This is a genomic window from Nostocoides vanveenii, assembly GCF_039531165.1.
In the GTDB taxonomy this organism is placed as follows: domain Bacteria; phylum Actinomycetota; class Actinomycetes; order Actinomycetales; family Dermatophilaceae; genus Nostocoides_A; species Nostocoides_A vanveenii.
This window is the reverse complement of the sequence record NZ_BAAAPN010000011.1, coordinates 14,058-37,453: the sequence shown is the minus strand read 5'-3', so window position 1 is coordinate 37,453 and position 23,396 is coordinate 14,058. Positions and strand designations below refer to the sequence as shown.

Below are 23,396 nucleotides of genomic sequence, written 5' to 3'. Positions count from 1 at the left end.
GCTCACGCCAGCATCGCCCCCTCGGCGTGCACGGGGCAGCTTGTGCGGACCGGACAGGTCCGGCACCAGGTGCCTTGGATGGCTCGGTAGGTCGCACCCGCCATCGTCGTCGCCGCCTGCTCGATCAGGTCACGAGCCCAACCGGGCTCGTCCGCCTCGGCCAACGGCACCTGCTCCTGCACCGCGCTGGTGATGCGCACTCCCCCGGCCTTGCCGAGTTGCACGAGCGCGGCCCCTGCCGACACCGCACCGGGACCGAATGCCCCCCGTTCGACGGCCTCCTGATAGGCGCCCAATTGCGGGTGCTTGGCCACCTCCTCGCGCTTGGGCTTGGAGCTGCCGGTCTTGAAGTCGAGGATCCGCAGCCGCCCGTCGGCGTCGGCTTCCAGCCGATCCACCACGCCCGAAATCCGGGCCCGGCCCAGGACCAGGCTCATCTGCTGTTCCGCCGCCACCCGACGCCAGCCCTGGGACTTGGCCAACTCGAAATAGGCCGCGGCGCGCTCCAGCATGCGTCCCGCGTCGCCCCGCTTTGCCCGGCTAATCCAGCCTGGAGCGAGGCCGAGGCGAGCCCAGCCGTCGTCGAGACGCGCTCCCAAAGTCGCCACATCGGCATCGCCGCACTGCGCGAGAACCTCGTGCACGAGCGTGCCCAGCGCGGCCGAGCCCACGGCCGGCCCCTGACCACCGACTCCAGTGAGCAGCCACCGAGCCTCGCATTCGCCGAAGCCGACGAGCCCCGACGGAGAGACCTTGACCAGGGCCCCATCGTCCACGCGCGGCCGGTCGTCGCTGACCTCGCGCAACCCCCACCACTCCCGGGGATCGGCGCCCCTGACGCCGACACGCGCCAGGTGCGCCAGCGCTCCCGCGGCCCGCTCCCGCACCGCCCGGTCGGAGGTCGGTGAAGCCGCTACGGTGCGGCGTAGGGCAGCGACCGCGCCGACGAGGGTCATTGGCTGCTCGACCTCGGTGAAGGGCCGATCCCCCGGCCCGGACCACGGCGCGACGACGTCCAGATAACTCGACGGCGACTCGTCGTCGGCGCGCACGGCACTGAGATGGACGGCGCCGCGGGAGCGGGTCAGCGCGACATGGAACAAGCGGGCCTCGTCATGCCGAGTCACCGTCTGGGAGGCCCGGATCGACGTCTCGCGGCCGCACAGGACATCGACCAGGACTTCCGATCCGAGCAGCGAACCCCGTAGGCGCAGATCGGGCCAGGCACCCTCCTGGACCGCGGCCACCGCGACAAGTGACCACTCACGCCCGGCGGCGGCGTGCGGCGTGAGCACCTCGACGCGCTCGCGGTCGACGCTTCGGGCGACGATCGAGTCGGCAGCCAACGGCGATCCGGCGACCTGATCGAGGAAGGTCTCGATCTGCACCCCGGGCAGCCGCACGGCGAAGTCCCGTGCCCGAGCCAGCACGTCGATCACGGCATCGAGATCGCGGTCCGCCCGCGCGCCGTCACGGCCGCCGGCGAGGGCCGTCGCGCGCCACTCGTCAGCGATCTCGGCAGCCGACCAGGCTGCCCAGAGCACGTCCTCCGGAGACGCGCCACCGGCTGCCACCGTCGAGGTCACCGCCGCGAGCATGGCGGCCAAGCGCCGCATGCCGCTGCTCGTCTCCTCCGCCAGGTCCTGCGCATCACCGGGACGGGCCAGGACTGCTGCCAGCAGGACGTCGGCCGGCGCACCACGACCGTCATCCAGGGCCGCGCGGCGCACGGCGCGGCGCAGGCGGCGCAGGGTGACGGCATCCGCGCCGCCATAGGCACTGGTCAACAGATCGACGGCCACCTCTGGCCTGAGGCGCCAGCCGCCGTCCGGATCGAGATCCAGTGCCTCGCCGGCGCAGCGCTCGCGATGGGCCACGCGCTCCACCGCGGCCTGGCACAGGACCACTAGGGGTCGGACGGCGTCCTGAGCCCCGACCGGAAGCCCACTCTCGGCATCGGCCACCGGGACGTGCGCGGCCACCAAGGCCCGCCGGATGACATCGGCCCGGCCCTGGCCACGGACCACGACCGCCATCTCACGCCAGGGCAGCCGGTCGATCAGGTGGGCGCGACGCACGACATCGGCGAGATGGGCTGCCTCTTGAGCGGCCGAACGGAAGACATGGACGTCCGGCTCGGGACCGGGCGGCCCGGGGTCGGTCACGAAGGCCCGTTGCCGGCCCCCGCCCAGCGCCCCGATCAGCTCGGCCACCCGCGCCGCGGCCGTGGCCGTGGCCGGCGTGAGCCGGTGGCCGGTGCCGAGCACGACGGTCGGCCCCACCCCCAACTCGCGCCAGCGATCGGCCAGGAAGCTCGGATCGGCCCCCCGGAAGGTCTGCACGGCGGCGTCCGGGTCACCGATCAGGACGATCTCCACGCCCTGGGCAGCCAGGATCCGCAGCAGGCGCGCGGCCCCGGCGGTCAGTTCCTGCGCATCGTCGACGACCACCAGGTCGAGGTCCGCGACGACCCCGGCCAGCGCCTCGGGATCGTCCTCCAGCAGGTCGCCGGCACCGGTCAGCAGCCAGGAGGGGTCGAAAGCCCCCGGTCGCGACAGGGCCGTCACCTGGTCGTACTCATCGAGGACCCGGGCTGCGGCCACCCAATCCGCCCGCCCGTGCAAACCCCCGAGCTCAGCCAGGCCAGCCGCGTCCACGCCATACTCGACCGCTCGCATCAGCAGGTCGCGCAACTCGGACCGGAAGCCGTCGGTGCCCAGCGCCTCCGCCATGTCCGCCGGCCACGCGGGGGCGGTCTCGCGGTCGGCTCGATGGCCGGCGAGCAACTCTCGCAGGATCGCGTCTTGCTCGGGTCCGGTGAGCAAACGGGGCGCGGGCGCGTCGTCGCGGATCGCCGCCCGACGCAGGATGCCGAACGCCAGTGATGGGAAGGTCCGCGCCAAGGGCTCGCGCGTCGTCGCACCGATCCGTCGGGTCACCGCATCGCGCACGCGGGCAGCCGAGCGCCGGCTCGCGGCGATGATCACGCACCGATCGGCGCCGACCTCGCCCGATGCCACCCGACCGGCCACGATCACGACGGCCAGCGACGTCTTACCGGTGCCCGGTCCGCCAAGAACGCGCAGCAGAGGCCCGCGATGCGCCACCGCGCGCGCCTGATCGGCATCCAGGGCGAGCAGCCCGGGAGCGAGCGAAGGCGAGGTCGACGGCATACGGCGATTTCACCACGGGCCACCGACAGGCGGCCCGACCAGGCACGTTGTCGACCGGCTCAGCCTGTCGGCGCCACGATTGGCCGCTCTGCGGCCCAGGCGGTGATGCCCCCTGCGAGATCGGTCACGGATGGATAGCCGAGGTCGCTGAGCGTCGCGACCCCGCGCGCCGACCGGCCTCCGGCGGCGCAGTAGAGCACGAGGCGGCGATCGCGGGGCAGTCCGGCTGCAGCGAGGTCGCCAAGCGCGATCAGGCGCGCCCCGGCGATCACCCCGGTCGCCCACTCCGCCGGCTCGCGCACGTCCACGAGCAGCGTCTCGGGGTCCGTCAGCGCGGTGACCAGGCCCGCGACATCGAGCCGCGGGCGGGCCTGGTCGGCGACAACCTCGGGGGCGGACACCGGCGCGGTGATCGTGCGGTGGTCACCGCACAGCGCGCACTGCGGGTTGGCACGGACCGCAACGGTGGACCAGGTTGCCGCCAGGGCATCGTGGACCAGCAGCCGCCCGATCAGCGGCTCCCCCAGGCCGGAAAGCAGCTTGATGGCCTCGCTCGCCTGCACCGAACCGATCGCCGCACACAACGAGCCGAACACCCCGGCCTCCGCGCACGACGCGACGCTGCCCTCAGGGGGCGCGGCCGGAAAGACGCACCGATAGCAGGGCCCGTGCGGCGGCCACCAGACGCTCACCTGGCCGTCGAACCGCAAGATCGACCCCCACACGTGCGGCCGGCCGGTCAATGCCGCCGCATCCGCGACGACATAACGCGTCGCGAAATTGTCCGCACCGTCCACGACGAGGTCGTAGCTGCCGATCAACTCGACCGCATTGGCCGCAGTGAGGCGCACCGGGTGCGTCTCGACGCGCACGAGTGGGTTGAGGGCGAGGAGTCGGGCGGCCGCGGACGCGACCTTCGGCATACCGACGGAGGCCGTGTCGTGGAGGAGTTGACGCTGCAGATTGCTCTCGTCCACGACGTCGTCGTCGACGATGCCGATGGTGCCAACCCCGGCGGCCGCGAGATACGGGGCGGTGACCGACCCCAGTCCCCCGGCGCCGATGACGAGCACCCGGGCGGCGATCAGCGCGTCCTGCCCGGCTGATCCGAAGCCCGGGAGGAGCAGTTGGCGGGCATACCGGCGGCGCTCCTCGCCGGTCATCGCGCGACCGGAACGCTCGGCTGCACTCGACATCTCGTCCACCTTACTGGCTGGTATCGTGCGCCTCTAACCCGCTCCCACAAACGAGAATGTGAGTTCCATGGCGCGCGATGCGGATGCGAGGGTGACGACGCGCGGACAGCGACTCCCCCGGATGCAACGTCGAGCCCAACTCCTGGAAGCCGCGCAGGCAGTCTTCGTCGAGAAGGGGTACCACTCGACCGGAATGGAAGACATCGCCGAGCGCGCCGGCGTGTCCAAGCCCGTTCTCTACCAACACTTTCCGGGCAAGCTCGAGCTCTACCTCGCCGTGGTCGACGTGCACACGCAGGCGCTCGTCGATGTCGTGGAGTCGGCGCTGAGGAGCACGGACAACCACAAACAGCGCGTGTATGCCGTTGTCGAGGCCTTCTTCGATTTCGTGGCCCGCGAGGACTCCGCCTATCGCATCGTCTTCGAGTCGGATCTGGTCGAGGTCGCCTCGGTGCGCGATCGACTGGACTGGTCTCTGCAGGCCTGCACCGAGGCCCTGGCCCGGCAGATCGTCCTCGACACCCAGCTGCCGATCGAGGTCGCCCGGCTGGTCGCCCAGGGCTTGGTCGGTCTCGGCCAGGTCTCAGCCCGGGCATGGCTGAAGGATCAGGCCCTACCCAAGGAGCTTGCCGTGGGCATCATCGGCCGGCTCGCCTGGCGCGGCGTCGGCGGTCAGCCGGTGCGCTCCGCCGAGTCGGCCGACTGAGCAGGAGCCGACTCGCAGGCTCGGTGACGACCCCCGGACCGGGCGGAATCTCCACCTGGCAAAGTGTGTTGCCCAACCAGAAGACAAGCGGAGCCTCCGCCCCCCCGAGCCCGAGAAGGTCATATGGAAATCAAGATCGGCATCGCGAATGTCGCGCGCGAGGTCGTCATCGAGCCCGAACTCACCGCGCTCGAAGTCGAGCAGGCGGTCACCGAGGCCGTCAGCTCCGGCGGCGCGTTGCGCCTCGAGGATGCCCGCGGGCGGGTCGTGATCGTCCCGGCCGCCGTCATCGGCTATGTGGACATCGGTGAGTCCGCCAAGGGCCGCGTCGGTTTCGGCACCTGATCGGACCGCTGGCGTTGTGGGGCAGGGCCGACGGCCGGGTTACCCGCCGAAAAGTTGCCCGGACCGCCTGCCGGAGAAATAGACCTACGCGTGCAATTGTTGGTTCTTGGAGCGAGCCGGATAGTCCGGATCGCCAGTCGCCCGACCGGCGACCTCTGAAAGGAGCGGCGACGTGCTCACCGCAATCATCGGCGCCATCATCGGTGGCCTCATCATCGGCGCGCTGGCGCGTCTTGCCTTGCCGGGCAAGCAGAACATCAGCATGGCCGTCACCATCATCATCGGCATCCTCGGGTCGCTGATCACGACCCTGATCTTGTCGACCGTCTTCGACTACAAGAACGCCAGCGGCGGCGCCCCGTGGCTCGCGTGGCTGATCAGCATCGCTGTCGCCGCGGGCCTGATCGTCGCCTATGGCAACTTCGCGGGCGGCCGGCAGATCCGCCGCTGACTCTGCGCATCGAAGCGGCCGGCCCGATTCGGGCCGCCCGTTTGCTTGTGGTTCTGTCGTCGGGTCCCGGTCAGGCCGAAAGGCCGAGGCGCGCCATCCGGTCCGTATGCCGTTCGGCCAGCCGCTGGAACATCTCGCCCAACTGGGCGAGGTCGAAGCCCGGGCCGCCGAATCTGCCGCTGAGCAAGGACGCGAGCGACTCCCGTTCCGCGGCCACCCGCTGAGCCTGGGACAGGGCCTCCCCCATCAACCGCCGTCCCCACAGGGCCAGCCGCCCGCTGACCACCGGATCGGCGATCAGCGCCACGCGAGCGATATCGAGCAGTTGGTCGCTGCGCACCTGATCGTCGAGCGCACGGAGGATGACCGCGCGCGACGTGGGATCGACATACGCCGCGATCTCGCGGAAGAAGTCGGTGGCGATCCCGTCACCGACATACGCCTTGACGATGCCTTCGAGCCAATTGCTGGGCCTGGTCCGCTCGTGGTAGGCAGTGAAACTGGCGACATAGGGCGCTACGGCGTCCTCGGGATCGACGCCGAGTTCGCGCAGGCGGCCGGCGAGCAGGTCATAGTTGCCGAATGCCGTCATCGCCAGGCGCGCCAGTTGCTCCCGGCCGGCCAGCGTGGGCGCGAGATCGGCATCGGTCGCCAGCCGTGAGAACGCGCTGATCTCGCCGTATGCCAGCACGGCCAGCACGTCGCCGACCGCCCCACGGAAGGCGAGATCGTCCAGGGGGTCGGAGGGCACGTGCGAAAGCGTACTGCCCGAGGGGCGGTAGAATCGGCCCGACAGAAGGTGCCCGGTCGGCACGAATCCTGACAACGTCGGCGCGTCGCCGGCAGCCGCAGCGAGTCTCGCTGCCGAAGAAGACCTCCGATCGGCTCCACGCCCGTGGCATCCCTTGCGATGTCCCCAAAGATCGAGGATTTTCCGTGTCAGAGAAGACTTTTGCCGATTTCGACGTCCACCCGGACATCGTCGCTTCGCTCGCGAAGCACGGCATCGTGGCTCCCTTCCCAATCCAGGCGATGACCCTGCCGGTCGCGCTCTCGGGTCACGACATCATCGGCCAGGCCAAGACCGGCACCGGCAAGACGCTCGGCTTCGGCATCCCGATGCTGCAGCGCGTCGCCGTCCCCGGTGACAGCGCGTATGACGCCCTCCCCGCCCCCGGCATGCCGCAGGCGCTCGCCGTGGCTCCGACCCGCGAGCTCGCCGTCCAGGTCGCGGCCGACCTCGAGCGCGCCGGCGCCGACCGCGGCGTGCGCGTGCTGACCGTCTATGGCGGGCGGGCCTACGAGCCTCAGGTCGAAGCCCTGCGCCGCGGCGTCGACATCGTCGTCGGCACGCCCGGGCGACTGCTCGACCTCGCCAACCAGGGCCACCTGACGCTGGGGCACGCCCGCATCGTGGTGCTCGATGAGGCCGACGAGATGCTCGACCTCGGCTTCCTGCCAGACGTGGAGAAGTTGCTCTCGCTGACCCCCGCGGGCCGCCAGACGATGCTCTTCTCCGCGACCATGCCGGGCGCTGTCGTCGCCCTGGCCCGGCGCTATATGACGCAGCCGACGCACATTCGGGCGATGCACGAGGACGGCGACGACGGCGCGACGGTCAAGGCGATCGAGCAGTTCGTCTACCGCGCCCACGCGCTGGACAAGACCGAGATGCTCTCGCGGATCCTGCAGGCCGACGGCCGCGGCCTGACCATCATCTTCAGCCGCACCAAGCGCACCGCGGCGAAGGTCACCGAGGAGTTGACCGAGCGTGGTTTCGCGGCGGCCGCCATCCATGGCGACCTCGGCCAGGGCGCCCGCGAACAGGCGATGCGCGCCTTCCGCAATGGCAAGGTCGATGTGCTCGTCGCCACCGATGTCGCAGCCCGCGGCATCGACGTCGAGAATGTCACTCACGTCATCAACTTCCAGTGCCCCGAGGACGAGAAGACCTATGTCCACCGCATCGGCCGCACCGGCCGCGCCGGGCACACCGGTGTCGCGGTGACCTTCGTCGACTGGGACGACATGCCCCGCTGGGGCCTGATCAACAAGGTGCTCGACCTCGGCATCCCCGAGCCGGTCGAGACCTACTCCTCCTCCGACCACCTCTATGAGGAACTGGCCGTCCCCCGCACCGCCAAGGGCCGCCTCCCCCGCGCCGCTCAAACGCGCGCCGGGCTGGACGCCGAGGTCATCGAGGACATCGAGGGCCCCGGCAAGAAGTCGAGCGGGGGCCCCGGCCGGGGTCGCAGCGGACGCGGCAGCGGCCGGGGCGAGACCGGGCGGGGCGGCCGCGGAGCGGACGACTCGGGCCCGACCAGCCGGGCCGCCGATGACTCGCCCCGCGACGGCGAGAGCACCCGGCCCCGCCGCAACCGGCGCCGCACCCGCGGCGGCACGCCAGCGCCCGAGGCCGGCTGACACCGGCCTCTCGACGGGGCTGAACCGGCCTCTCGACGGGGCTGAACCGGCCTCTCGACGGGGCTGAACCGGCCTGTCAACTGGACTGAGGTGCCCTGTCGACGGGCACAAATTGCACTCTCGACGTGACCAGCCAGCCGCCACGCCGCTCCTCCCGGTCGTCAAGCGGGGCGCTTCGGGCAGCGCCGCTGGCGAAGTCGCCGCCGAGGGCCATCGCGCGTTCACGCAGCGAGCGGATCCCGAACCCCTCGTGCGGTTCTGCCTGACCAATCCCGTTGTCCCGCAACGTGATCCGGATCTCGTCGGCCGTTTGAGCCAGGTCCACCTCGGCGCACGTCGCGCGCGCGTGCCGCACGACATTGGTCTATGCCTCTTCGACCAGCCGAGCAACGAAATCCGCCACCGGCTCGGGCATCCGCTCCTCCATGCCCGTATGCCGCACGCGCACCTCCAGCCCCGCCCCGCGGAATGCGTCGGCGATCGTCTCGACGGTGACGGCCGCGCCGACGGCGTCCGCCGATGCGCCAGCGGCGCGCGCCCAGCCCCGGATGACCTCGCGCGCGGCGGCCGTCGTGTCGGACGCGTTGTCCACCTCGGCCCAAGCCTGGCCGGCGTCCTTGTCCTTGGCCTTCAGGGCGAACTGCAACGACATCGCTGTCAGCGTCAGCCGATGCCCGAGTCCGTCGTGCAATTCCCGCGCCGAGCGAGCGCGTTCTTGCGCCAGGACCAGATCGCGCTCGAAGCTCATCGATGCCAGCACCTGGGCGTTCGCCGCAGCCAAGCGCCTGCCCCGCCTCAGGGCGACCATCCGGGCTCCTTGCAGCTCGTGCCGGAGGGCACCGCTCCCGGTGATGAGGAGCATGAGGAGCACCAGCAAGAGGGTGGACCCGGCGATGATCCGCGCCGATTCGTGCAGACGCAGGTTGAGCAGAGCGATCGCGGCGAGCACGACCGCACTAGCGATCATGGCTCCCGGAAGCGCCCCATCAGCCCGAGCAGGGCACCGCCGAGCAGGAGCATGACGAAGCCGAAGGCGCTGGCCACCCCACGCAGGCCGCCGTCACCCAAGGCCGTTCGACCGCCGGATCCTCGACCTGTAGCGCCACGGCCCTTGAGCAAGCTGGCCAGGGTCGCCAGCAAGAGGATGGCGGTCAACGCCAGGATGATCCGCCGCCCGAGGGGATGGTCGATCGCGAGGTCGACGTGCTCGCTGGGCCGCGAAACCGGGGCCGGCCTGCCGTCACGACCCATCCGCACAACCACACGCTTGGTCACCGGCGCCAGGCAGGCACGTGACCCCGGTCATGGGTCTGCCCCGGCGAACCGTGACCGACCGGCGAAAGGCGTGACGTCGGCGGGACGCGCCCACGCGCCGAGACGAGCAAGCTCACCGGTAGGACGACGACGCACGCCGAGCACACGGCATACCAGCAAGCGGTCGGGAGCGTCTGGTCGCCGCCTGAGGGGGCCGAGGCCCGGCGCCGTATGCCGCATGGGGGCGTACGGTGCCGGTCGCCTCGGCCCGTCCGGAAGTCGTCGTGCCGGTCAGCCGGGGATGGTCGCGGTGTCGATGACGCAGCGGTAGCGCACATCGCCGGCGACGACGCGGTCCCACGCCGCGTCGACGGCAGCCGGGTCGGAGGCATCGATCGTCTCGATGGTCGCGCCCAGAGCGTGCTCGGCGCAGAAGTCGAGCATCTCCTGGGTCTCGGCAATCCCACCGATATTGCTCCCGGTCAGCACCTTGTTGCCGCCGATCAGGCCGAACGGGGTGACCGAGAGCGGCTCGACGGGCAGGCCGACATTGCACAGCACCCCATTGGGCTTCAGCAGCCTGAGGTAGTCGTCCATCGCCAGGTCCGCGCTCACCGTGTTCAGGATCAGGTCGAAGGAGCGGCGCGCCGCCTTCATCGCCGCGGCATCGCCGGTGGCAATGTGGTGCGTTGCTCCCATCGCGGCCGCCTCGTCCTTCTTGGCGTCGCTGCGCGACATCGAGGTCACCTCGGCCCCCATGGCCGCGGCGATCTTGACACCCATGTGCCCGAGCCCCCCGACGCCGACGACGGCGACCGTGCGGCCCGGCCCGGCGCCCCACCGCTTCAGCGGTGAGTAGGTGGTGATGCCCGCGCAGAGGAGGGGCGCGGCCTCATCGAGCCCGAGGGCCTCGGGGATCCGCACGACGAAGCGTTCGGAGACGACGACCTGACGGGCGTAGCCACCGGCAGTCCACTCGCCGTCATAGCCCTGGGCGTTGTAGGTGCCGACCGCGGGCTTGGTGCAGAACATCTCCTGCGCGTCCTTGCAGGACTCGCATTCCCCGCAACTGTCGACCAGGCAGCCGACGCCGACCCGGTCGCCGACCTGGTGGCGGGTCACCGCGGAGCCGACGGCGGCGACGGTGCCGGCGATCTCGTGGCCGGGAGTCAGCGGGTAGTGCGCGGCACCCCACTCATCGCGTCCGGTGTGGATATCGGAGTGGCAGATGCCGGCATAGGCGATGTCGATGAGGATGTCGTCGTCGCGCAGGTCGCGACGCTCGAGAGCGATGGCCTCGAAGGGCGCACCGGCGGACGGGAGGGAAAGGGCAGGAGTGGTGGACGGCATACGGGCAGACTAGCCCCGCGCCCGCGGCGCCACATCAGAGGCGGGCCAGGACGTCCTGAGCGACCGCGCGGTAGGCCTGGGCGCCCTTGCTGGAGCGGGCGGTGGCGAGGATTGAACGGCCCACGGCCGGGGCCTCGGCGAACCGGACCGTGCGCGGGATCGGCGGGCTGAGCACGGTCAGCCCGTAGCGCTCTCCGACATCGGCGAGGACGTCCTGTTGGTGGGCGCTGCGCGAGTCGAACATGGTCGGCAGCACACCGATGACGGTCAGCTTCTTGTTGAGGATGCGTTTGACATCCCGGACGGTGTCCAGAAGCTGGCCGACGCCGCGATGGCCGAGCATCTCGCAGGGCATCGGGATGATCAGGCCGCGCGCGGCCGTCAGCGCGTTCAGGGTGAGCACGCCCAGGCTCGGTGAGCAGTCCAGCAGGATCAAGTCGTATGCCGTGGCCGCCTTCGCGAGCGCCTCCTGCAGGACGTATTCCCGGCCGGGACGGCCCAGCAAGACGGCTTCGGTGCCCGCGAGTTCGATCGAACTCGGCACCAGGTCGACGCCGTCGGCGGCGCTCACGACGACCTCGTTCAGCGCACGAGCGCCGATGAGGACGTCGTGGATGGACGCCTCGACGGATTCGGGGTCGATGCCCAGGCTGAACGTCAGGCAGGCCTGCGGGTCGAGGTCGACGAGGAGGACGCGCTTGCCGAGCTCGGCGAAGGCGGCACCGAGCGAGGCGACCGAGGTGGTCTTGGCGACACCGCCCTTCTGGTTCGCGAGGGCGATGATCGTGGCGCTGGCGCGCTTGCGTGGTGGCACGAGGCTGGGCCCTTTCGGTGGCCGGGCCATTCGAGGCCGCCGGCCGTCGGGTGGCGGGTTTCGGGTTCCAGTCTGCGGGGCCGATCGGTCCCTGGCGGGGAAGGACACGCCTCGGCGAGGTGGTTGCGGGCGTGATCCGCTGCATACGTCCGGCGTGCCGAACCTCTGCTCTAGCACAGGTTCGGGCTCCTCCAGCAGGAGTAGACCCTGCTGGACGACACCTAAACCTCGATCCGTGGATGGATCGGGTTGTTTGGGGTGGGGGCGGCGGGTCTGATCGTGGAATGCCTTCTGTGGCGGGAGAATCGGGGTAGTTGAAGTCCTGATTCGGTCCGCGCACAGAAGGCACTGGAAGTGAAACTACCGCAGGTGTGGTCCAGGGCGGTACCGGTGTTCGATGATGAGCATCTCCTCTGGTGTGCCGGGCTGGTCCCGGTGATGGCGTTGGCCGAGCAGGCCGGACTCTCGGAGTTGGTCACTGACCGGGTCACGTTGGCCACGCTGACGCCGGCGCGGGTGGCCTCGGCCGGGGTGAACCCGGGCGGGAAGGTCGCTGCGATCATCGCTGGGATGGCCGCCGGTGCGGACAGTATCGATGACTTACAGGTGGTCCGTTCCGGTGGGATGAGGCGGATCTTCGGGCAGGTGTATGCGCCGGCCACGCTGGGGCAGTTCCTGCGCGAGTTCACCCATGGTCACGCCAGTCAGCTGGCCTCGGCTGCGCGTGCCCATCTGCTTGCCCTGGCGGGCCGGACCGATCTGCTGCCGGGGATCGAGCAGGTGGCGTTCGTGGATATCGACTCGCTGCTGCGGCCGGTGTACGGACACGCCAAGCAGGGCGCCAGCTTCGGGCACACCAAGATCGCGGGCAAGCAGGTGCTGCGGCGAGGCCTGTCGCCGCTGGCGGTCACGAGCAGCACCGAGACCGCGGCACCGGTGATCGCCGGGATCCGGCTGCGGGCCGGGAACGCCGGCTCCGGACGGGCTGCCGGCTCGATGGTCCGGGACGCGATCAGGACCGCCCGCGCGGCCGGTGCCACCGGGGCCATCCTGGTCCGCGGCGATTCCGCGTACGGCACCAGCGCCGTCACCGCCGCCTGCGTCAAGGAAGGGGCACATTTCTCCGTGGTGCTGGCCAAGAACGCCGCGGTCTGCCGGGCCATCGCCGCCATCGATGAGGACGCCTGGATACCGGTGCACTATCCCGGCGCGGTCACCGACCCGGACACCGGCGCGTTGATCTCCGACGCGCAAGTCGCCGAAACCTCCTTCACCGCGTTCGCCACCACCGACACCCCGGTGACCGCGCGACTGGTCGTGCGCCGAGTCCGCGACCAGGCCAAGCTCGATGAACTGTTCCCGGTGTGGCGCCACCACCCGTTCCTGACCAACAGCGACCTCCCCCTCGCCGAGGCGGACCTGACCCACCGCCGGCACGCGATCATCGAGACCGTCTTCGCCGACCTCATCGACGGGCCCCTGGCCCACCTGCCCTCGGGACGGTTCGCCGCCAACCACGCCTGGGCCATCTGCGCAGCGATGACCCACAACCTGCTCCGCGCCGCCGCCACCCTCGCCGACAGCACCCTCGCCGTCGCCCGCGGAGCAACCCTGCGCCGCCGCATCGTCAACGTCCCCGCCCGCATCGCCCGCCCTCAACGCCGGCGCGTGCTCCACCTCCCCGAACACTGGCCCTGGGCCACGCAGTGGCTCACCATCTGGCGCGGCGTGTTCGGCCACGACCCACCAGCCACGCCCTGAGCCCCTTCACCCACCGGCCCCCCACAGGCCCGACCGCAGACCCCCGTGAAAGAGCTGGGCAGACCAGCGGCACACCCCTGCCCACCCCCAGCACGACCCCCACACCCCACCCCACGCCCCGAACCCAAAAGCCAATCCACGGATCGAGGCTTAGGTGACCTCCAGCAAGGTCTACCCTGCTGGAGGAGCCCTGACTGCTGCTAGCAGAGTTTAGGAATGGCGGGCGGGCGCTCACTCGTGGGCGGAGACCCAGGCGTCGATTTCGGCCCAGCGGTCGGCCAGCCAGGCCCCGATGGCCTCGGGCTCGCGGGGGACGGTGGACGCCGCATACGTCCAGGTGTGCACGAGGAAGGGGCGATCGAAGGGGATCGCGTCATAGAGCGCGCGCGGCCCGGTCAGGTTGCCGAGCCCGGCATGGGCGATGACCATGACATCGGCGTCCGGGCGCGCCGTCAACGTGGCAATGACGCCGTTGGTCTTGGGTGGGAGCACCCGCCGCAGCCCCTCGGCCTGGCGTAGCCGCGCGGCCTGGCCACGCTCGCGCAGGCGGTCGATCAGCCGGGCCCGGCGCTCCGGCGTCCAGTTCTCGCCCTCGGGAAAGATCAGCAGGGCATCCTTCGGCGCCAGCGAATCGGCCAGTCGCCGCACTCCGGTCAGCCGGTCGTCGCCCGCCCCGGACAGCGACGGTACGAAGGACGACCCGAGCCGCGTCAGGATCAGGTCGATCCCGGGATCCCAGCGCAGCGCGTCGGCGAGCACGATCCGCGGCAGCCGCCCCGCGGTGCGTGACAGCAACCAGGCGACGGCCAGCGAGTCGGCAGGCCCCGCGTGTCGCGCAAAGGCCAGCAGCGGCCGGTCAGGCTCGCCGAAGTCCATGGTGTTGTCGAGCACGACCTCGAAGTTGACCCACTTGCGGCCCACGCGCAGCACCGTGTCGAGCACGTCGACGAGCAGCTTCTCGTGATCTCCGTGCCAGGTCGGCGAGCCGCGCTCGGTCAGCCACAGCCGCCAGCAACCGAGGTGCAGCTGAAGGTCGAGCCAGACGGTGATCAGAATCAGCCCGACCGCCCGGAAGAGCCGCGCCCGCCGATCCACCAGGGACAGCAGGGCCGCGACCGGCAGCAGCGGCACGCAGATCACCGTCACGACGATCGCGATCACCGGCCACAGCAACCGCAGCAGCCAGCGCACGATCCTCGGTGGCGCCCCGATGCCCTTCATCCCTCCTCCCGGCCCTGCAGGTAGGCCGTGGTCGCGGCATACGCCGCCTCCATCCGGTCGTTCATCCGCCCGCGCCGAGCCTGGGCCAAGGCGATCGTCGGGGCGTTCGAGGATCCGGTCGGCAGGACGTGCAGGGTCACCGACTCCGGCACTGCGTCGATCTCGTCGACGAAACGATGCCGCCGGGAGATCTCGAAGGCCACCTGCGCGACCTCCCAGGCCCGCGTCGGCACAGACAGCGGCTGCTCGACTCGCCCGACCTGCAGCACATAGATCTCGGTGGCGCCCATCTCCACGGCCCGCCCGACGGGGATGGAGTGCACCAGCCCGCCGTCGAGATAGTGCGCGCCCTCGATCCGCACGGGCGGGAAGAGCCCGGGCACCGAGCACGATGCCAGCACCGGGGGAACCACCGGGCCGTGATCGAACCACACCGCCCGGGCCCCCTCGATCTGCGCGGCGACGCACTGGAAGGGCACCTCGAGGTCGGCAAAACACGTCGCCGGCAAATAGCGCTCCATCAACGTTGTGAGCGCGGCATGCGTCAGGACGTGGGTGGGGTGTCGTGCGATACCGGCCACCTGCCGCACCGGGCGCTGCGTGAACAGGCCCTCTCGGGTCACCTTGCGCCATACGTCTTCGAGGCGGGCGGCGCCGGCGACATCGGGACTCGCGGCCAGAAAGGCGCCATTGAGCGCCCCGATGCTCGTCCCGAGGACAAGGTCGGGGCGCACGCTGGCCTCGGCAAGCGCACGCGCCATACCGACCTGGGAGGCGCCGAGCACGCCGCCACCGCCGAGGACGAAGGCGACGTGGGGGCTCACCGGACCCACCCTAGGCTCCGGGGCCGCGCCGCAGTTGCCCGTATGCCGTGCCAGCCGTAGCGAAATGACCGCCCGGACCGCTTAGATGTGGGAATGGCTGCTCCGCTGACCGTCATTCTGTTCGGCGCCACCGGCGATCTCGCCAAGCGCAAGCTCATCCCCGGGCTGCTCCATCTCTTCCAGAGCAAGTTGCTCCTCGACATGCGCGTCGTCGGGACCTCGCTGGACGATATGTCGGTCGACGATTTCCGTGACCTGGCGCTGGCAGCCATCCGGGAGCACAGCACGCGCACCCTGAAAGACGAGGACTGGCAGGCGTTCGCCAAGCGCATCGACTATGTCCCGCTCGCCGCCGGCCCCGAGGGGCTGCGCGATGCGGTGCTGCGCTCGGAGGAGGAACTCCCCGGTGACAACGAGTTGCGCCTGCACTACTTGTCGGTGCCGCCCAAGGCCGCGCTCGCCGCCGTCAACATGATCGGCGCGGCAGGCTTGGTCGAGCGCTCGCGCATCATCATGGAGAAGCCGTTCGGCACCGACTACGAGTCCTCCCGCAGACTCAACGCCCAGTTGCACGAAGTCTTCGACGAGGCGCAGATCTTCCGGATCGACCACTTCTTGGGCAAGGAGGCGGCCCAGAACATCCTGGCCTTCCGCTTCGCCAATGGGCTCTTCGAGCCGATCTGGCACCGGAACAATATCGACCACATTCAGATCGACGTCCCCGAGACGCTCGGCCTGACCCAGCGCGCCAACTTCTACGAGACGACCGGCGCCTACCGCGACATGGTCGTCACCCACCTCTTCCAGGTGCTCGCCTTCACCGCGATGGAGCCGCCGACGGCCCTGGAGCCGGCGGCCATCAACCGCGAGAAGACTAAGGTCTTCCGCTCGATGTCGCCGATCGAGCCGGCGAATGTCGTGCGCGGCCAGTATGTCGGCTACCGGGGCGAACCGGGCGTCGCGCCCGACTCCGAGACCGAGACGTTCGTGGCGCTGAAGTGCTATATCGACAACTGGCGCTGGGCCGGCGTGCCCTTCTATCTGCGCACCGGCAAGCGGATGGCCGAGGGCGCGCGCATCATCTCGATCGCGTTCAAGGAGCCGCCGCGATCGATGTTCCCGGGCGGCTCCGGAGTGGGCGACCACGGCCCCGACCACCTGACCTTCGACCTGTCCGACCAACCGCGAATGTCGTTGTCCTTCTATGGCAAGCGCCCCGGCCCCGGCTATCGGTTGGACAAGCTCTCCATGCAGTTCGCGATGAAGGACACGACCTGGGCTGGGTCGGTCCTCGAGGCCTACGAGCGGTTGATCTATGACGCGGCGCGCGGCGACTCCACGCTGTTCACGTCGGCCAATGGCGTGGAGCGGTTGTGGGAAATCAGCCAACCGCTGCTGGACAACCCGCCGATCGTGCGGCCCTACGACCAGGGATCCTGGGGCCCGAACCAGATCCACCAGTTGATCTCGCCCTTCGGCTGGCGCCTGCCCTTCGAACGGCGCTGGCGCGAGCCGAGCTGAGGCACCCCGCGACGTTCGCCCACGTCGAGCTGGCACCCAACGTCGATCCTTCGCTGGGCACCCCGTTCCGCACCCGAACCGGCACGGGTTGATCAGGTGCGGACCAGGAGTGCGCCGGGTGCGACGCGGACGGTCAGGCGCCGGGTCGCCCCGACCACATCCCCATCCAGTTGCACGGGCTGCTCAACCTCCGTCGTCACCTCGAAGGACCGGCCGGAGTAGCGGTGGATCTGCTCGGTGCGCTCGCCGCGGTTCTTGGTCATGACCCGGGCCGTGACATTGACCCAGCCGGGCAAGCCCTTGGGTGCCAGCACGACGCAGTCGAGGATGCCGTCGTCGACCTCGGCCTCGGGCATCAGGTTGATGCCGCCGGTGATCCGGCCGACATTGCCGATCAGGATGGTGCTCGCATGGACAGCCTGCGCCGGCCCGCCGTCGACGCTGACGTGCGCCTTCAGCCGCGGCCCGAGGAAGTTGCGCAAGCCGGTCGCGACATAGGCCGACCAGCCAAGCTTCGCCTTGGCCGCCTCGGTGGTGTCAGACATGATCGTTGCGTCCAGGCCGATCCCGGCCATCACCAGGAACGGCTGCTCGCCGGTATGCCGGCCGGCCGCCTCGCCGTCGTCCGCCGCGCCGCCCGCTGCTCCGCCACCCGCCGTGGGGCGAGCCACTGGCCCACCCGCCGTGGGGCGAGCCGCTGCTGCGCCCGCCGTGGGGCGAGCCGCTGCTGCTCCGCCCGCTGCTCCGCCCGCTGCTGTGCCGCCGTCCGCACCAGCGGGGTCATGGGGCGCCGTCTGGTCCTCCCCAGATGCGGGAATGTGGCCGCCCGTGCCTAGCGGTTCCTCCTGCAGCGCAACGAAGCCCACGTCGATCGGGCGGTTGCGCCCGGTGCACGCCAACCGGACAGCCTCGGCCAGGTCGGTCACGGGCAACTCGAGATTTCGCGCCAACAGATTGCCCGTCCCCGCCGGCAGCAGGCCCAGCGGCGTGGACGTGCCCACCAGGGCGCTCGCCACCATCCGTACCGTCCCGTCTCCGCCGAGCGGAGCGACCACGTCGACGCTCTCGGCCAGGGCGGCGCGGGCCTGACCGTAGCCCGGGTCCTCGATGGTTGTCTCCAGGATCAGCGGCGGATCCCAGTCCAGCGCCGCGGCCGCAGCCGCGAGGCGGTCACGCACAGCGGTCAGGTCGTCGAATTTGGTCGGGTTGACGATCACCGCCATCCGCTTGCGCTTCGGCGGTTCCGGTTCGCGGCGGAACCGGTCCCGGTGCGGACGCGCGGCGTGCCGCTCCGGGGCGGGTTGGAGGCCGAGCCACAGCGCGACGGCGAAGAGCACGGCGAAGACCAGCAGAGCGATCGCCAACCAGGCGGCAGGAGGCACGGAGGATGAAACTACCAGCGCGCGGGCGCCGGCATACGTCAGCATGGTGCGTGTGAGCACCCCCATCACCCCGCCGCCCGACGAGAAGGACTGGACCTGGACCCTCGATCGCGTCTGCCCGGACTGCGGTTTCGATCCTTCGGCAATCGCGCCGGGTGACATCGCCGCGGCTGTGGCACAGGCGACCCGGCCCTGGCAGGCGGTGCTGTTGCGGCCGGACGTGCGTGATCGCCCGGCCCCGACGACGTGGTCGGCGCTGGAATATGGCGCGCACGTGCGGGATGTCTGCCGGGTCTTCCTCGGCCGCGTCGATGCGGTGCTCACGCAGGATGATCCGCACTTCGCCAACTGGGATCAGGACCAAGCCGCCCTCGACGGGCGCTATTGGCAGCTCGACCCGGCCCTCGTCGCCGACGAGATCGCCGCCGCGTCGGACCCGCTCAGCGCCCGGTATGCCGGCGTCCCCGACGATGCGTGGTCGCGTCCCGGTCTGCGCAGCAATGGGTCCTCGTTCACGGTCGCGACCTTGGGGACCTACCTCGTCCACGACCTCGTGCATCACCTCTGGGACGTCCGTGCCTGACCCGTCGCGCTGGCTTGCGTTTCTCGTCGCGAGCATCGTCCTCGCCGCGATCCCCGGGCCCAGCCTGCTCTTCGTGATCGGCCGCGCCATCTCGGCCGGTCGCCGTGAGGCGCTGCTGAGTGTGCTCGGCAATGCCACCGGCATCCTGACGCAGATCCTGCTCATCGCCGCGGGCCTCGGGCCGGTGGTCGCATCGAGCGCCACGGCGTATGCGGTGGTCAAGGCGGTCGGCGCGCTCTATCTGGTCTATCTCGGGATCTCCACGATCCGGCACCGCGATGCCGCGTCAAGAGCCTTGCGAGAGATGGATACCCGGCCGCAGCGGCACGCCGCGCATGCTTTGCGGGACGGCTTCCTGGTGGGCGCGACCAACCCCAAGACGATCGTCTTCTTCGTCGCGCTCCTCCCGCAGTTCGTCACGACCGGCCATGGGCCGGTCTGGATGCAACTCGTGATCCTCGGGCTGACCTTCTTTGCCGTCGCGGTGGCCAGCGACAGCATCGTGGCGGTGCTCGCCGGCCGGGCCCGCGACTGGCTCGCCAACTCGCCCGGCCGTCTGGCCCGGATGAACGCCGCCGGCGGCGTGATGATGATCCTCCTCGCCTGCGCGCTGGCCCTGACGGGCCGCCCGGCGCCCGCACCGACAAGCTGACCTTTCGTGCCCGGCGTGCTGATCGACCGCCGGGCTCGGTCAGCAGCGGCGGCCGAAGGCGCCAAACACGCCGGCGTCGTGGCCGCTCGCCGCAATCGCGGACGCGAGAGCGACATCCACGGTGGCACCAGCCGCCAGGCCACGGTGGAGGTGGCCCGCGACGTCGGTGGCCAGGTCGTCGGGGACCGGGGTGGCCGCGGCCACCACGCTGCACGCGCCCAGCGCCAGCAGGGTGTTGGCGAACCCGATCGACCCCTCGCCCGGGCCGCTCGTCGATCCGCCGATCTCGCACGCGGACAACACGATCGATCGGGCGGCGATGCCGCCATCCTGGAGGTCGTAGGCGAAGATCGGGCCGTCGGCGAGATCGAGCCGGGAGAACAACGGGCTCTGGTCCTCGTGGCGGCCGTGGGCGCTGATGTGCACATGCGTGCCAGAACCGAGCGCGCGCCGAAGGGCGGCGCCGGACGCATTCGAGTCGACATGGACATCTCCTCGAGAGCGCCAGGCCCCGGCGACAGCCTCAGCCTCGCGCTCGCCGGTGCCCAAGCCGGGGCCGGTGAGGATCTGCACCGCGGGACGGGCCGGCGCCGGCGGCGCGGGCGTCAATGCCGCGGTGACGGATCCGGCGACCAGAACCGGCACCCCAGCCAAGCGGGGCAGGAGCGCCCAGGGGAGCCCGCTGACATACCGAGTGGGCAGGATGAGCAGCGGCCGGTCACCGATGCGCAGCGTGCCGAGGAGCCCGGCATCGAGTTCGGCGAGCTCGGCGGCGAGGGCGGCACGGACCGAACCGAGTCGCCGCGCCGCGGCGGTCGTCGTCACCATTCGCAGGTCGGCCATCACCCGACGGCCGAGCTCTTCCGCACGTGCCGCCGGCATTCCTGCCTCGATGCGCGGGCGTCCATCGCCGATCACCAGGGCATGGATCACGCCGTCGTGGGTGAACAGGCTCACCGCGACGCTGCCGTCCGCCGCCAGGCGCTCGCGTGCCAGAGACATAGTGATTTGATGCTCTGGCGCAAGGGAACTCGCGCTGGGTCGCGAACTCCAGTCGCGCATACGGACGGCTCGCTCGAGATCCCGTATGCCTGCGCGCAGTCCCGGCGCGGCATCCGGGGGAGCCTCGGCGAGCTGGGCGTGCGCGGCGCGTAAACGGGCCACCATCGCCGCGGTCTCGTCGTCCGCCGGCGGGCGGACAGCGGCCATCGGCGCCGTGGCGATGCGCCATCTCTCGGTTGCCGCGAAGACCGCGGCCGGTCCGGAACGCAACGCCACCTCGATGTCGAGAGTGACGAGGGGGACCGTATGCAGTGCCCTCGCCGCCCCGATGTCGAGGCTCGCCACCGTGCGTTGACCGGCTCGCAGGTCGGCCGCGGCGGCGCGCAACACCCGCCGGGCGGTGGGCTGGTCGCCTCGGGCGATGGCGCTGGCTGCCTTGACATGCCGCAGACGCAGCCGGTTGCTCAGCGAGACCACGAGCTCGGTCTGCCACCCCTCGATGACCGCCTGCGCACGCGCCGGGTCGATGCCCAACCAGGCCTCGGCGGCCACCAGCTGGGCAGCCAGCACGTTGGCGCTTCCGGACTCCAGGGCTTGGGTGAGAATCGCCTCCGCACGACGCGCGATCGGCCGGGGGGCATCGCCACGGTCTAGTTGCGCCGATAGGGCGGTCAGTTGCGCTGCAGCTCGGGGCTCGACCGCCCCCTTGCCCCGAGGCAGCTGAGCAAGTGCCGCCGACGCTGCGGCATAGGCGTCAGCGGGGCGGCCGAGCAGGAGAAATGCCCGGCTGCGCAAGGTATGCAGTTGAGCAACGAACAGGCGTTGGCCGTGGGCCGCCGCCTCGGTGACGGCACTGTCCGCCACACGGATCGCGTCGGCTGCCAGGCCCGCATCCAAAAGGACCGTCGCATGGTCCAGCCGGCCTGGGGCACGCGGCACCTCCACCGCCATGGTGTCGGCGCGGTGCATCGTTTCCAAGGCGCCAGGGAGGTCACCGGCGAGATAGGCGATCATCCCGGCGTTATAGGTGCCCATGAAGCGTTCGACCGGGAACCGCTCGGGATCGGCCAAGTCGAGCAGTCGGTCGGTGTCGGCAGCGGCCTGCGCCGCGTGGCCGAGATGGGCGTGACTGAGAGCGCGGTTCATCAGCAGGAGGATCACGTCCATGTCCGTGAGCGCGCCCTCGTCGCGCGCCGCCAGATCGAACTCGTGGAGGCTGTCGCGGACGCGGCCGAGGTTGGCCAGCACGACACCGCGTTGACGATGCACGATGGAGCGCAGGTCGCCTCGGTCGCCGGCGATGTTCTCTGCCTGGTCGAGCAGGGCGAGCGCGTCGACCGGGCGCGCGGACAGGGTCATCGTGAAAGACATCCCGATCAGGGCGCGGACGCGCAGCGTCCGGGCCCCGGGGTTCGGCATCACACCTGCGGCGGCGTCGTAACGGTCGAGTTGCCGCAGCAAGCGTCGATAGGTCGCCGCCGCCTCCCGGTGACGCCCGCTGTTGTTCTGCCGCAACGCCTCTCGACGCAATCCCTCCAGGGATTCCAACGATGGCACGCCGAATCAGAATTCGACGACGGGCGTGATCGTCGGGGCCTGGTGCGGGTCGGCGAAGCGGACGACGAACATCAGTCGTCGCTCGGGCAGGCTGCTGAGGACGAACCTGCCGAGGTCATCGGCCTGGACACGCGCGACCGGGACGGCCCGGTCGATGCTCGGCCCGACGGCTCCGGCGTGGGCCTCGATGACGACCTGGGTCGGCGTGACCCACCCGTCGATCCGCAGCCTGCCGTCGGGCTCGTCGGAGGCGCTGACGAGCAACTCCACCGTGCGGCCGCTGAAAGCGATGGACGCGGTTGTCGAGGGGCCGGCGGTGCGGACGGCGAGGGCGGCGTCGTGGGTGATCGCGGCGGCCTCGGCCTGCAGCATACGGACCGCGAGGGCGAACTTGACGTTCTCGGGCAGCCCGGCCGGCATCGGATCGGCGGCCTCGGCGAGTTCACGAAGGTCGGTGAGGAGGGCCTCGTCGGCGAGGTCGAGGGCGTCGTCATCGTTGACGATCATGGCTCAGCGCACCATTCGGGGTCGGTGGCCAAGGCATTGCGCAGTTTGGCCAGGCAGCGGCCGCGCGTCGGGCCGATGCTGCCGACGGGCCGGCCCAGGGCGCGGGCGACGGAGTCGTAGTCCGGGCGTTCGGCGAAGGCGATCACGCACAAGAGGTGGCGGCAGGTGGGCGAGAGACGCTGCACATGGTGCCAGAGCACACGCTGCCGCTCGGTGAGCACGGCTTGGTGTTCGGGCCCGGGGGTCGTCTCCGGCATTACGGCGTCGTGCAGGTCCGTGCTGACCTCGTGCGTGGCTCGTCCGCTGCGGCGCCAGGCCTCGCGCTTGACTGTCACGATCAGCCAGGTCAGCACCGCGGCCGGTTCGACGATGTCGTCGGCGTGATCGAGCAGGCGCAGCCAGGCGACCTGGACGATCTCTTCCGCGTCGGCCGCGCAGACGTGTTGGGCCCGGGCGGCGCGCCACAGGATCGGGGACAGCAGGTCGACCAACTCGGCCAGGCGCCCGGTGTCGCCCTCGCGGTAGGCCCCGAAAGCGGTCCCGGCGCGCGTCGCCAAGGAGACGGCAATGGTCATGCGGACCTCCGAACTCGGGCGCGAAGCAGGAGTTGACGCCTTCACGATATTGCCGTTGACGCGGTCATACCAGCACTTTGGGAGAATCCGTCAAGGAC

The 23,396-nt window shown here is 70.6% G+C and carries 22 protein-coding genes; 8 read left to right on the top strand and 14 right to left on the bottom strand.

Annotated features, from left to right (window positions below; all coding sequences use genetic code 11):
• Positions 1-2 precede the first annotated feature (2 nt).
• Complete coding sequence (locus ABD209_RS01955) at positions 3-3,173, bottom strand: PD-(D/E)XK nuclease family protein (protein WP_344061334.1); 3,171 nt, start codon at positions 3,171-3,173, stop codon at positions 3-5.
• Positions 3,174-3,232: 59 nt separating this feature from the next.
• On the bottom strand, positions 3,233-4,369 hold the full coding sequence (gene moeB, locus ABD209_RS01950) for a molybdopterin-synthase adenylyltransferase MoeB (RefSeq protein ID WP_344061331.1): 1,137 nt from the start codon (positions 4,367-4,369) through the stop codon (positions 3,233-3,235).
• 121 nt (positions 4,370-4,490) lie between these two features.
• On the opposite strand from moeB, the gene ABD209_RS01945 reads away from it, so the two are divergent.
• The 3 genes from ABD209_RS01945 to ABD209_RS01935 all read left to right on the top strand — a co-directional run bounded on the left by ABD209_RS01945 (position 4,491) and on the right by ABD209_RS01935 (position 5,871).
• A complete protein-coding gene (locus tag ABD209_RS01945) occupies positions 4,491-5,075 on the top strand; it encodes a TetR/AcrR family transcriptional regulator (RefSeq protein WP_344061328.1) in 585 nt (194 codons plus the stop codon).
• A 123-nt stretch (positions 5,076-5,198) separates the two neighbouring features.
• The gene (locus tag ABD209_RS01940; protein WP_324388067.1) at positions 5,199-5,420 is read left to right on the top strand and encodes a DUF3107 domain-containing protein; all 222 of its coding nucleotides are present in this window, start codon (positions 5,199-5,201) and stop codon (positions 5,418-5,420) included.
• 172 nt (positions 5,421-5,592) lie between these two features.
• The gene (locus ABD209_RS01935; RefSeq protein ID WP_324388068.1) at positions 5,593-5,871 is read left to right on the top strand and encodes a GlsB/YeaQ/YmgE family stress response membrane protein; all 279 of its coding nucleotides are present in this window, start codon (positions 5,593-5,595) and stop codon (positions 5,869-5,871) included.
• 70 nt (positions 5,872-5,941) lie between these two features.
• Here ABD209_RS01935 and ABD209_RS01930 read toward each other — a convergent pair whose 3' ends face one another.
• Complete coding sequence (locus ABD209_RS01930) at positions 5,942-6,622, bottom strand: ferritin-like fold-containing protein (RefSeq protein WP_344061323.1); 681 nt, start codon at positions 6,620-6,622, stop codon at positions 5,942-5,944.
• Positions 6,623-6,807: 185 nt separating this feature from the next.
• Between ABD209_RS01930 and ABD209_RS01925 the strand changes: the two genes are divergently transcribed.
• On the top strand, positions 6,808-8,295 hold the full coding sequence (locus ABD209_RS01925) for a DEAD/DEAH box helicase (RefSeq protein ID WP_344061320.1): 1,488 nt from the start codon (positions 6,808-6,810) through the stop codon (positions 8,293-8,295).
• Positions 8,296-8,371: 76 nt separating this feature from the next.
• Here the strand turns inward: ABD209_RS01925 and ABD209_RS01920 are convergent, their stop codons facing one another.
• The 5 genes from ABD209_RS01920 to ABD209_RS01900 all read right to left on the bottom strand — a co-directional run bounded on the left by ABD209_RS01920 (position 8,372) and on the right by ABD209_RS01900 (position 11,713).
• Positions 8,372-8,650, bottom strand: coding sequence for an ATP-binding protein (locus ABD209_RS01920; RefSeq protein WP_344061317.1), 279 nt, complete (start codon positions 8,648-8,650; stop codon positions 8,372-8,374).
• Positions 8,651-8,659: 9 nt separating this feature from the next.
• Complete coding sequence (locus ABD209_RS01915) at positions 8,660-9,262, bottom strand: histidine kinase (RefSeq protein ID WP_344061314.1); 603 nt, start codon at positions 9,260-9,262, stop codon at positions 8,660-8,662.
• Positions 9,259-9,570, bottom strand: a complete 312-nt coding sequence (locus tag ABD209_RS01910; RefSeq protein ID WP_344061311.1) for a hypothetical protein — start codon at positions 9,568-9,570, stop codon at positions 9,259-9,261. Before ABD209_RS01910 ends, ABD209_RS01915 begins: the two co-directional genes overlap by 4 nt.
• A 270-nt stretch (positions 9,571-9,840) precedes the next feature.
• Positions 9,841-10,899 carry an NAD(P)-dependent alcohol dehydrogenase gene (locus ABD209_RS01905; protein WP_344061308.1) on the bottom strand — a complete coding sequence of 353 codons (1,059 nt, stop codon included), beginning with the start codon at positions 10,897-10,899 and terminating at the stop codon, positions 9,841-9,843.
• Positions 10,900-10,933: 34 nt separating this feature from the next.
• Positions 10,934-11,713, bottom strand: coding sequence for a ParA family protein (locus ABD209_RS01900; RefSeq protein ID WP_344061305.1), 780 nt, complete (start codon positions 11,711-11,713; stop codon positions 10,934-10,936).
• A 354-nt stretch (positions 11,714-12,067) separates the two neighbouring features.
• Between ABD209_RS01900 and ABD209_RS01895 the strand changes: the two genes are divergently transcribed.
• Entirely contained in the window at positions 12,068-13,474 is a 1,407-nt protein-coding gene (locus ABD209_RS01895) for an IS1380 family transposase (protein ID WP_344061302.1), read from the top strand.
• 231 nt (positions 13,475-13,705) lie between these two features.
• On the opposite strand, the gene ABD209_RS01890 is transcribed toward ABD209_RS01895, so the two are convergent.
• Both ABD209_RS01890 and ABD209_RS01885 read right to left on the bottom strand, forming a co-directional pair.
• A complete protein-coding gene (locus tag ABD209_RS01890; RefSeq protein ID WP_344061299.1) occupies positions 13,706-14,695 on the bottom strand; it encodes a 1-acyl-sn-glycerol-3-phosphate acyltransferase in 990 nt (329 codons plus the stop codon).
• On the bottom strand, positions 14,692-15,519 hold the full coding sequence (locus ABD209_RS01885; protein WP_344061296.1) for a patatin-like phospholipase family protein: 828 nt from the start codon (positions 15,517-15,519) through the stop codon (positions 14,692-14,694). The genes ABD209_RS01890 and ABD209_RS01885 overlap by 4 nt, the downstream gene beginning before the upstream one ends.
• Before the next feature lie 93 nt (positions 15,520-15,612).
• Between ABD209_RS01885 and zwf the strand changes: the two genes are divergently transcribed.
• The gene (zwf, locus tag ABD209_RS01880) at positions 15,613-17,040 is read left to right on the top strand and encodes a glucose-6-phosphate dehydrogenase (RefSeq protein WP_344061293.1); all 1,428 of its coding nucleotides are present in this window, start codon (positions 15,613-15,615) and stop codon (positions 17,038-17,040) included.
• Positions 17,041-17,132: 92 nt separating this feature from the next.
• Here zwf and ABD209_RS01875 read toward each other — a convergent pair whose 3' ends face one another.
• The gene (locus ABD209_RS01875; protein ID WP_344061290.1) at positions 17,133-18,482 is read right to left on the bottom strand and encodes a diacylglycerol/lipid kinase family protein; all 1,350 of its coding nucleotides are present in this window, start codon (positions 18,480-18,482) and stop codon (positions 17,133-17,135) included.
• Here ABD209_RS01875 and ABD209_RS01870 point away from each other — a divergent pair.
• Both ABD209_RS01870 and ABD209_RS01865 read left to right on the top strand, forming a co-directional pair.
• On the top strand, positions 18,466-19,005 hold the full coding sequence (locus tag ABD209_RS01870) for a DinB family protein (RefSeq protein WP_425564527.1): 540 nt from the start codon (positions 18,466-18,468) through the stop codon (positions 19,003-19,005). The two genes, ABD209_RS01875 and ABD209_RS01870, sit on opposite strands and share 17 nt — an antisense overlap.
• Positions 18,998-19,657: a LysE family translocator gene (locus ABD209_RS01865; RefSeq protein ID WP_344061284.1), complete on the top strand. Its 660-nt coding sequence runs from the start codon at positions 18,998-19,000 to the stop codon at positions 19,655-19,657. Before ABD209_RS01870 ends, ABD209_RS01865 begins: the two co-directional genes overlap by 8 nt.
• A gap of 39 nt (positions 19,658-19,696) precedes the next feature.
• Here ABD209_RS01865 and ABD209_RS01860 read toward each other — a convergent pair whose 3' ends face one another.
• From ABD209_RS01860 to ABD209_RS01850, 3 genes are read right to left on the bottom strand one after another with little or no spacing between them, the layout of a single operon-like run.
• Positions 19,697-22,216 (bottom strand): CHAT domain-containing protein, encoded by a 2,520-nt coding sequence (locus ABD209_RS01860; RefSeq protein WP_344061281.1) that lies wholly within the window; start codon positions 22,214-22,216, stop codon positions 19,697-19,699.
• Between the two features lie 6 nt (positions 22,217-22,222).
• The gene (locus tag ABD209_RS01855; protein ID WP_344061278.1) at positions 22,223-22,723 is read right to left on the bottom strand and encodes a hypothetical protein; all 501 of its coding nucleotides are present in this window, start codon (positions 22,721-22,723) and stop codon (positions 22,223-22,225) included.
• A complete protein-coding gene (locus ABD209_RS01850) occupies positions 22,720-23,298 on the bottom strand; it encodes an RNA polymerase sigma factor (RefSeq protein ID WP_344061275.1) in 579 nt (192 codons plus the stop codon). The genes ABD209_RS01855 and ABD209_RS01850 overlap by 4 nt, the downstream gene beginning before the upstream one ends.
• Positions 23,299-23,396 lie beyond the last annotated feature (98 nt).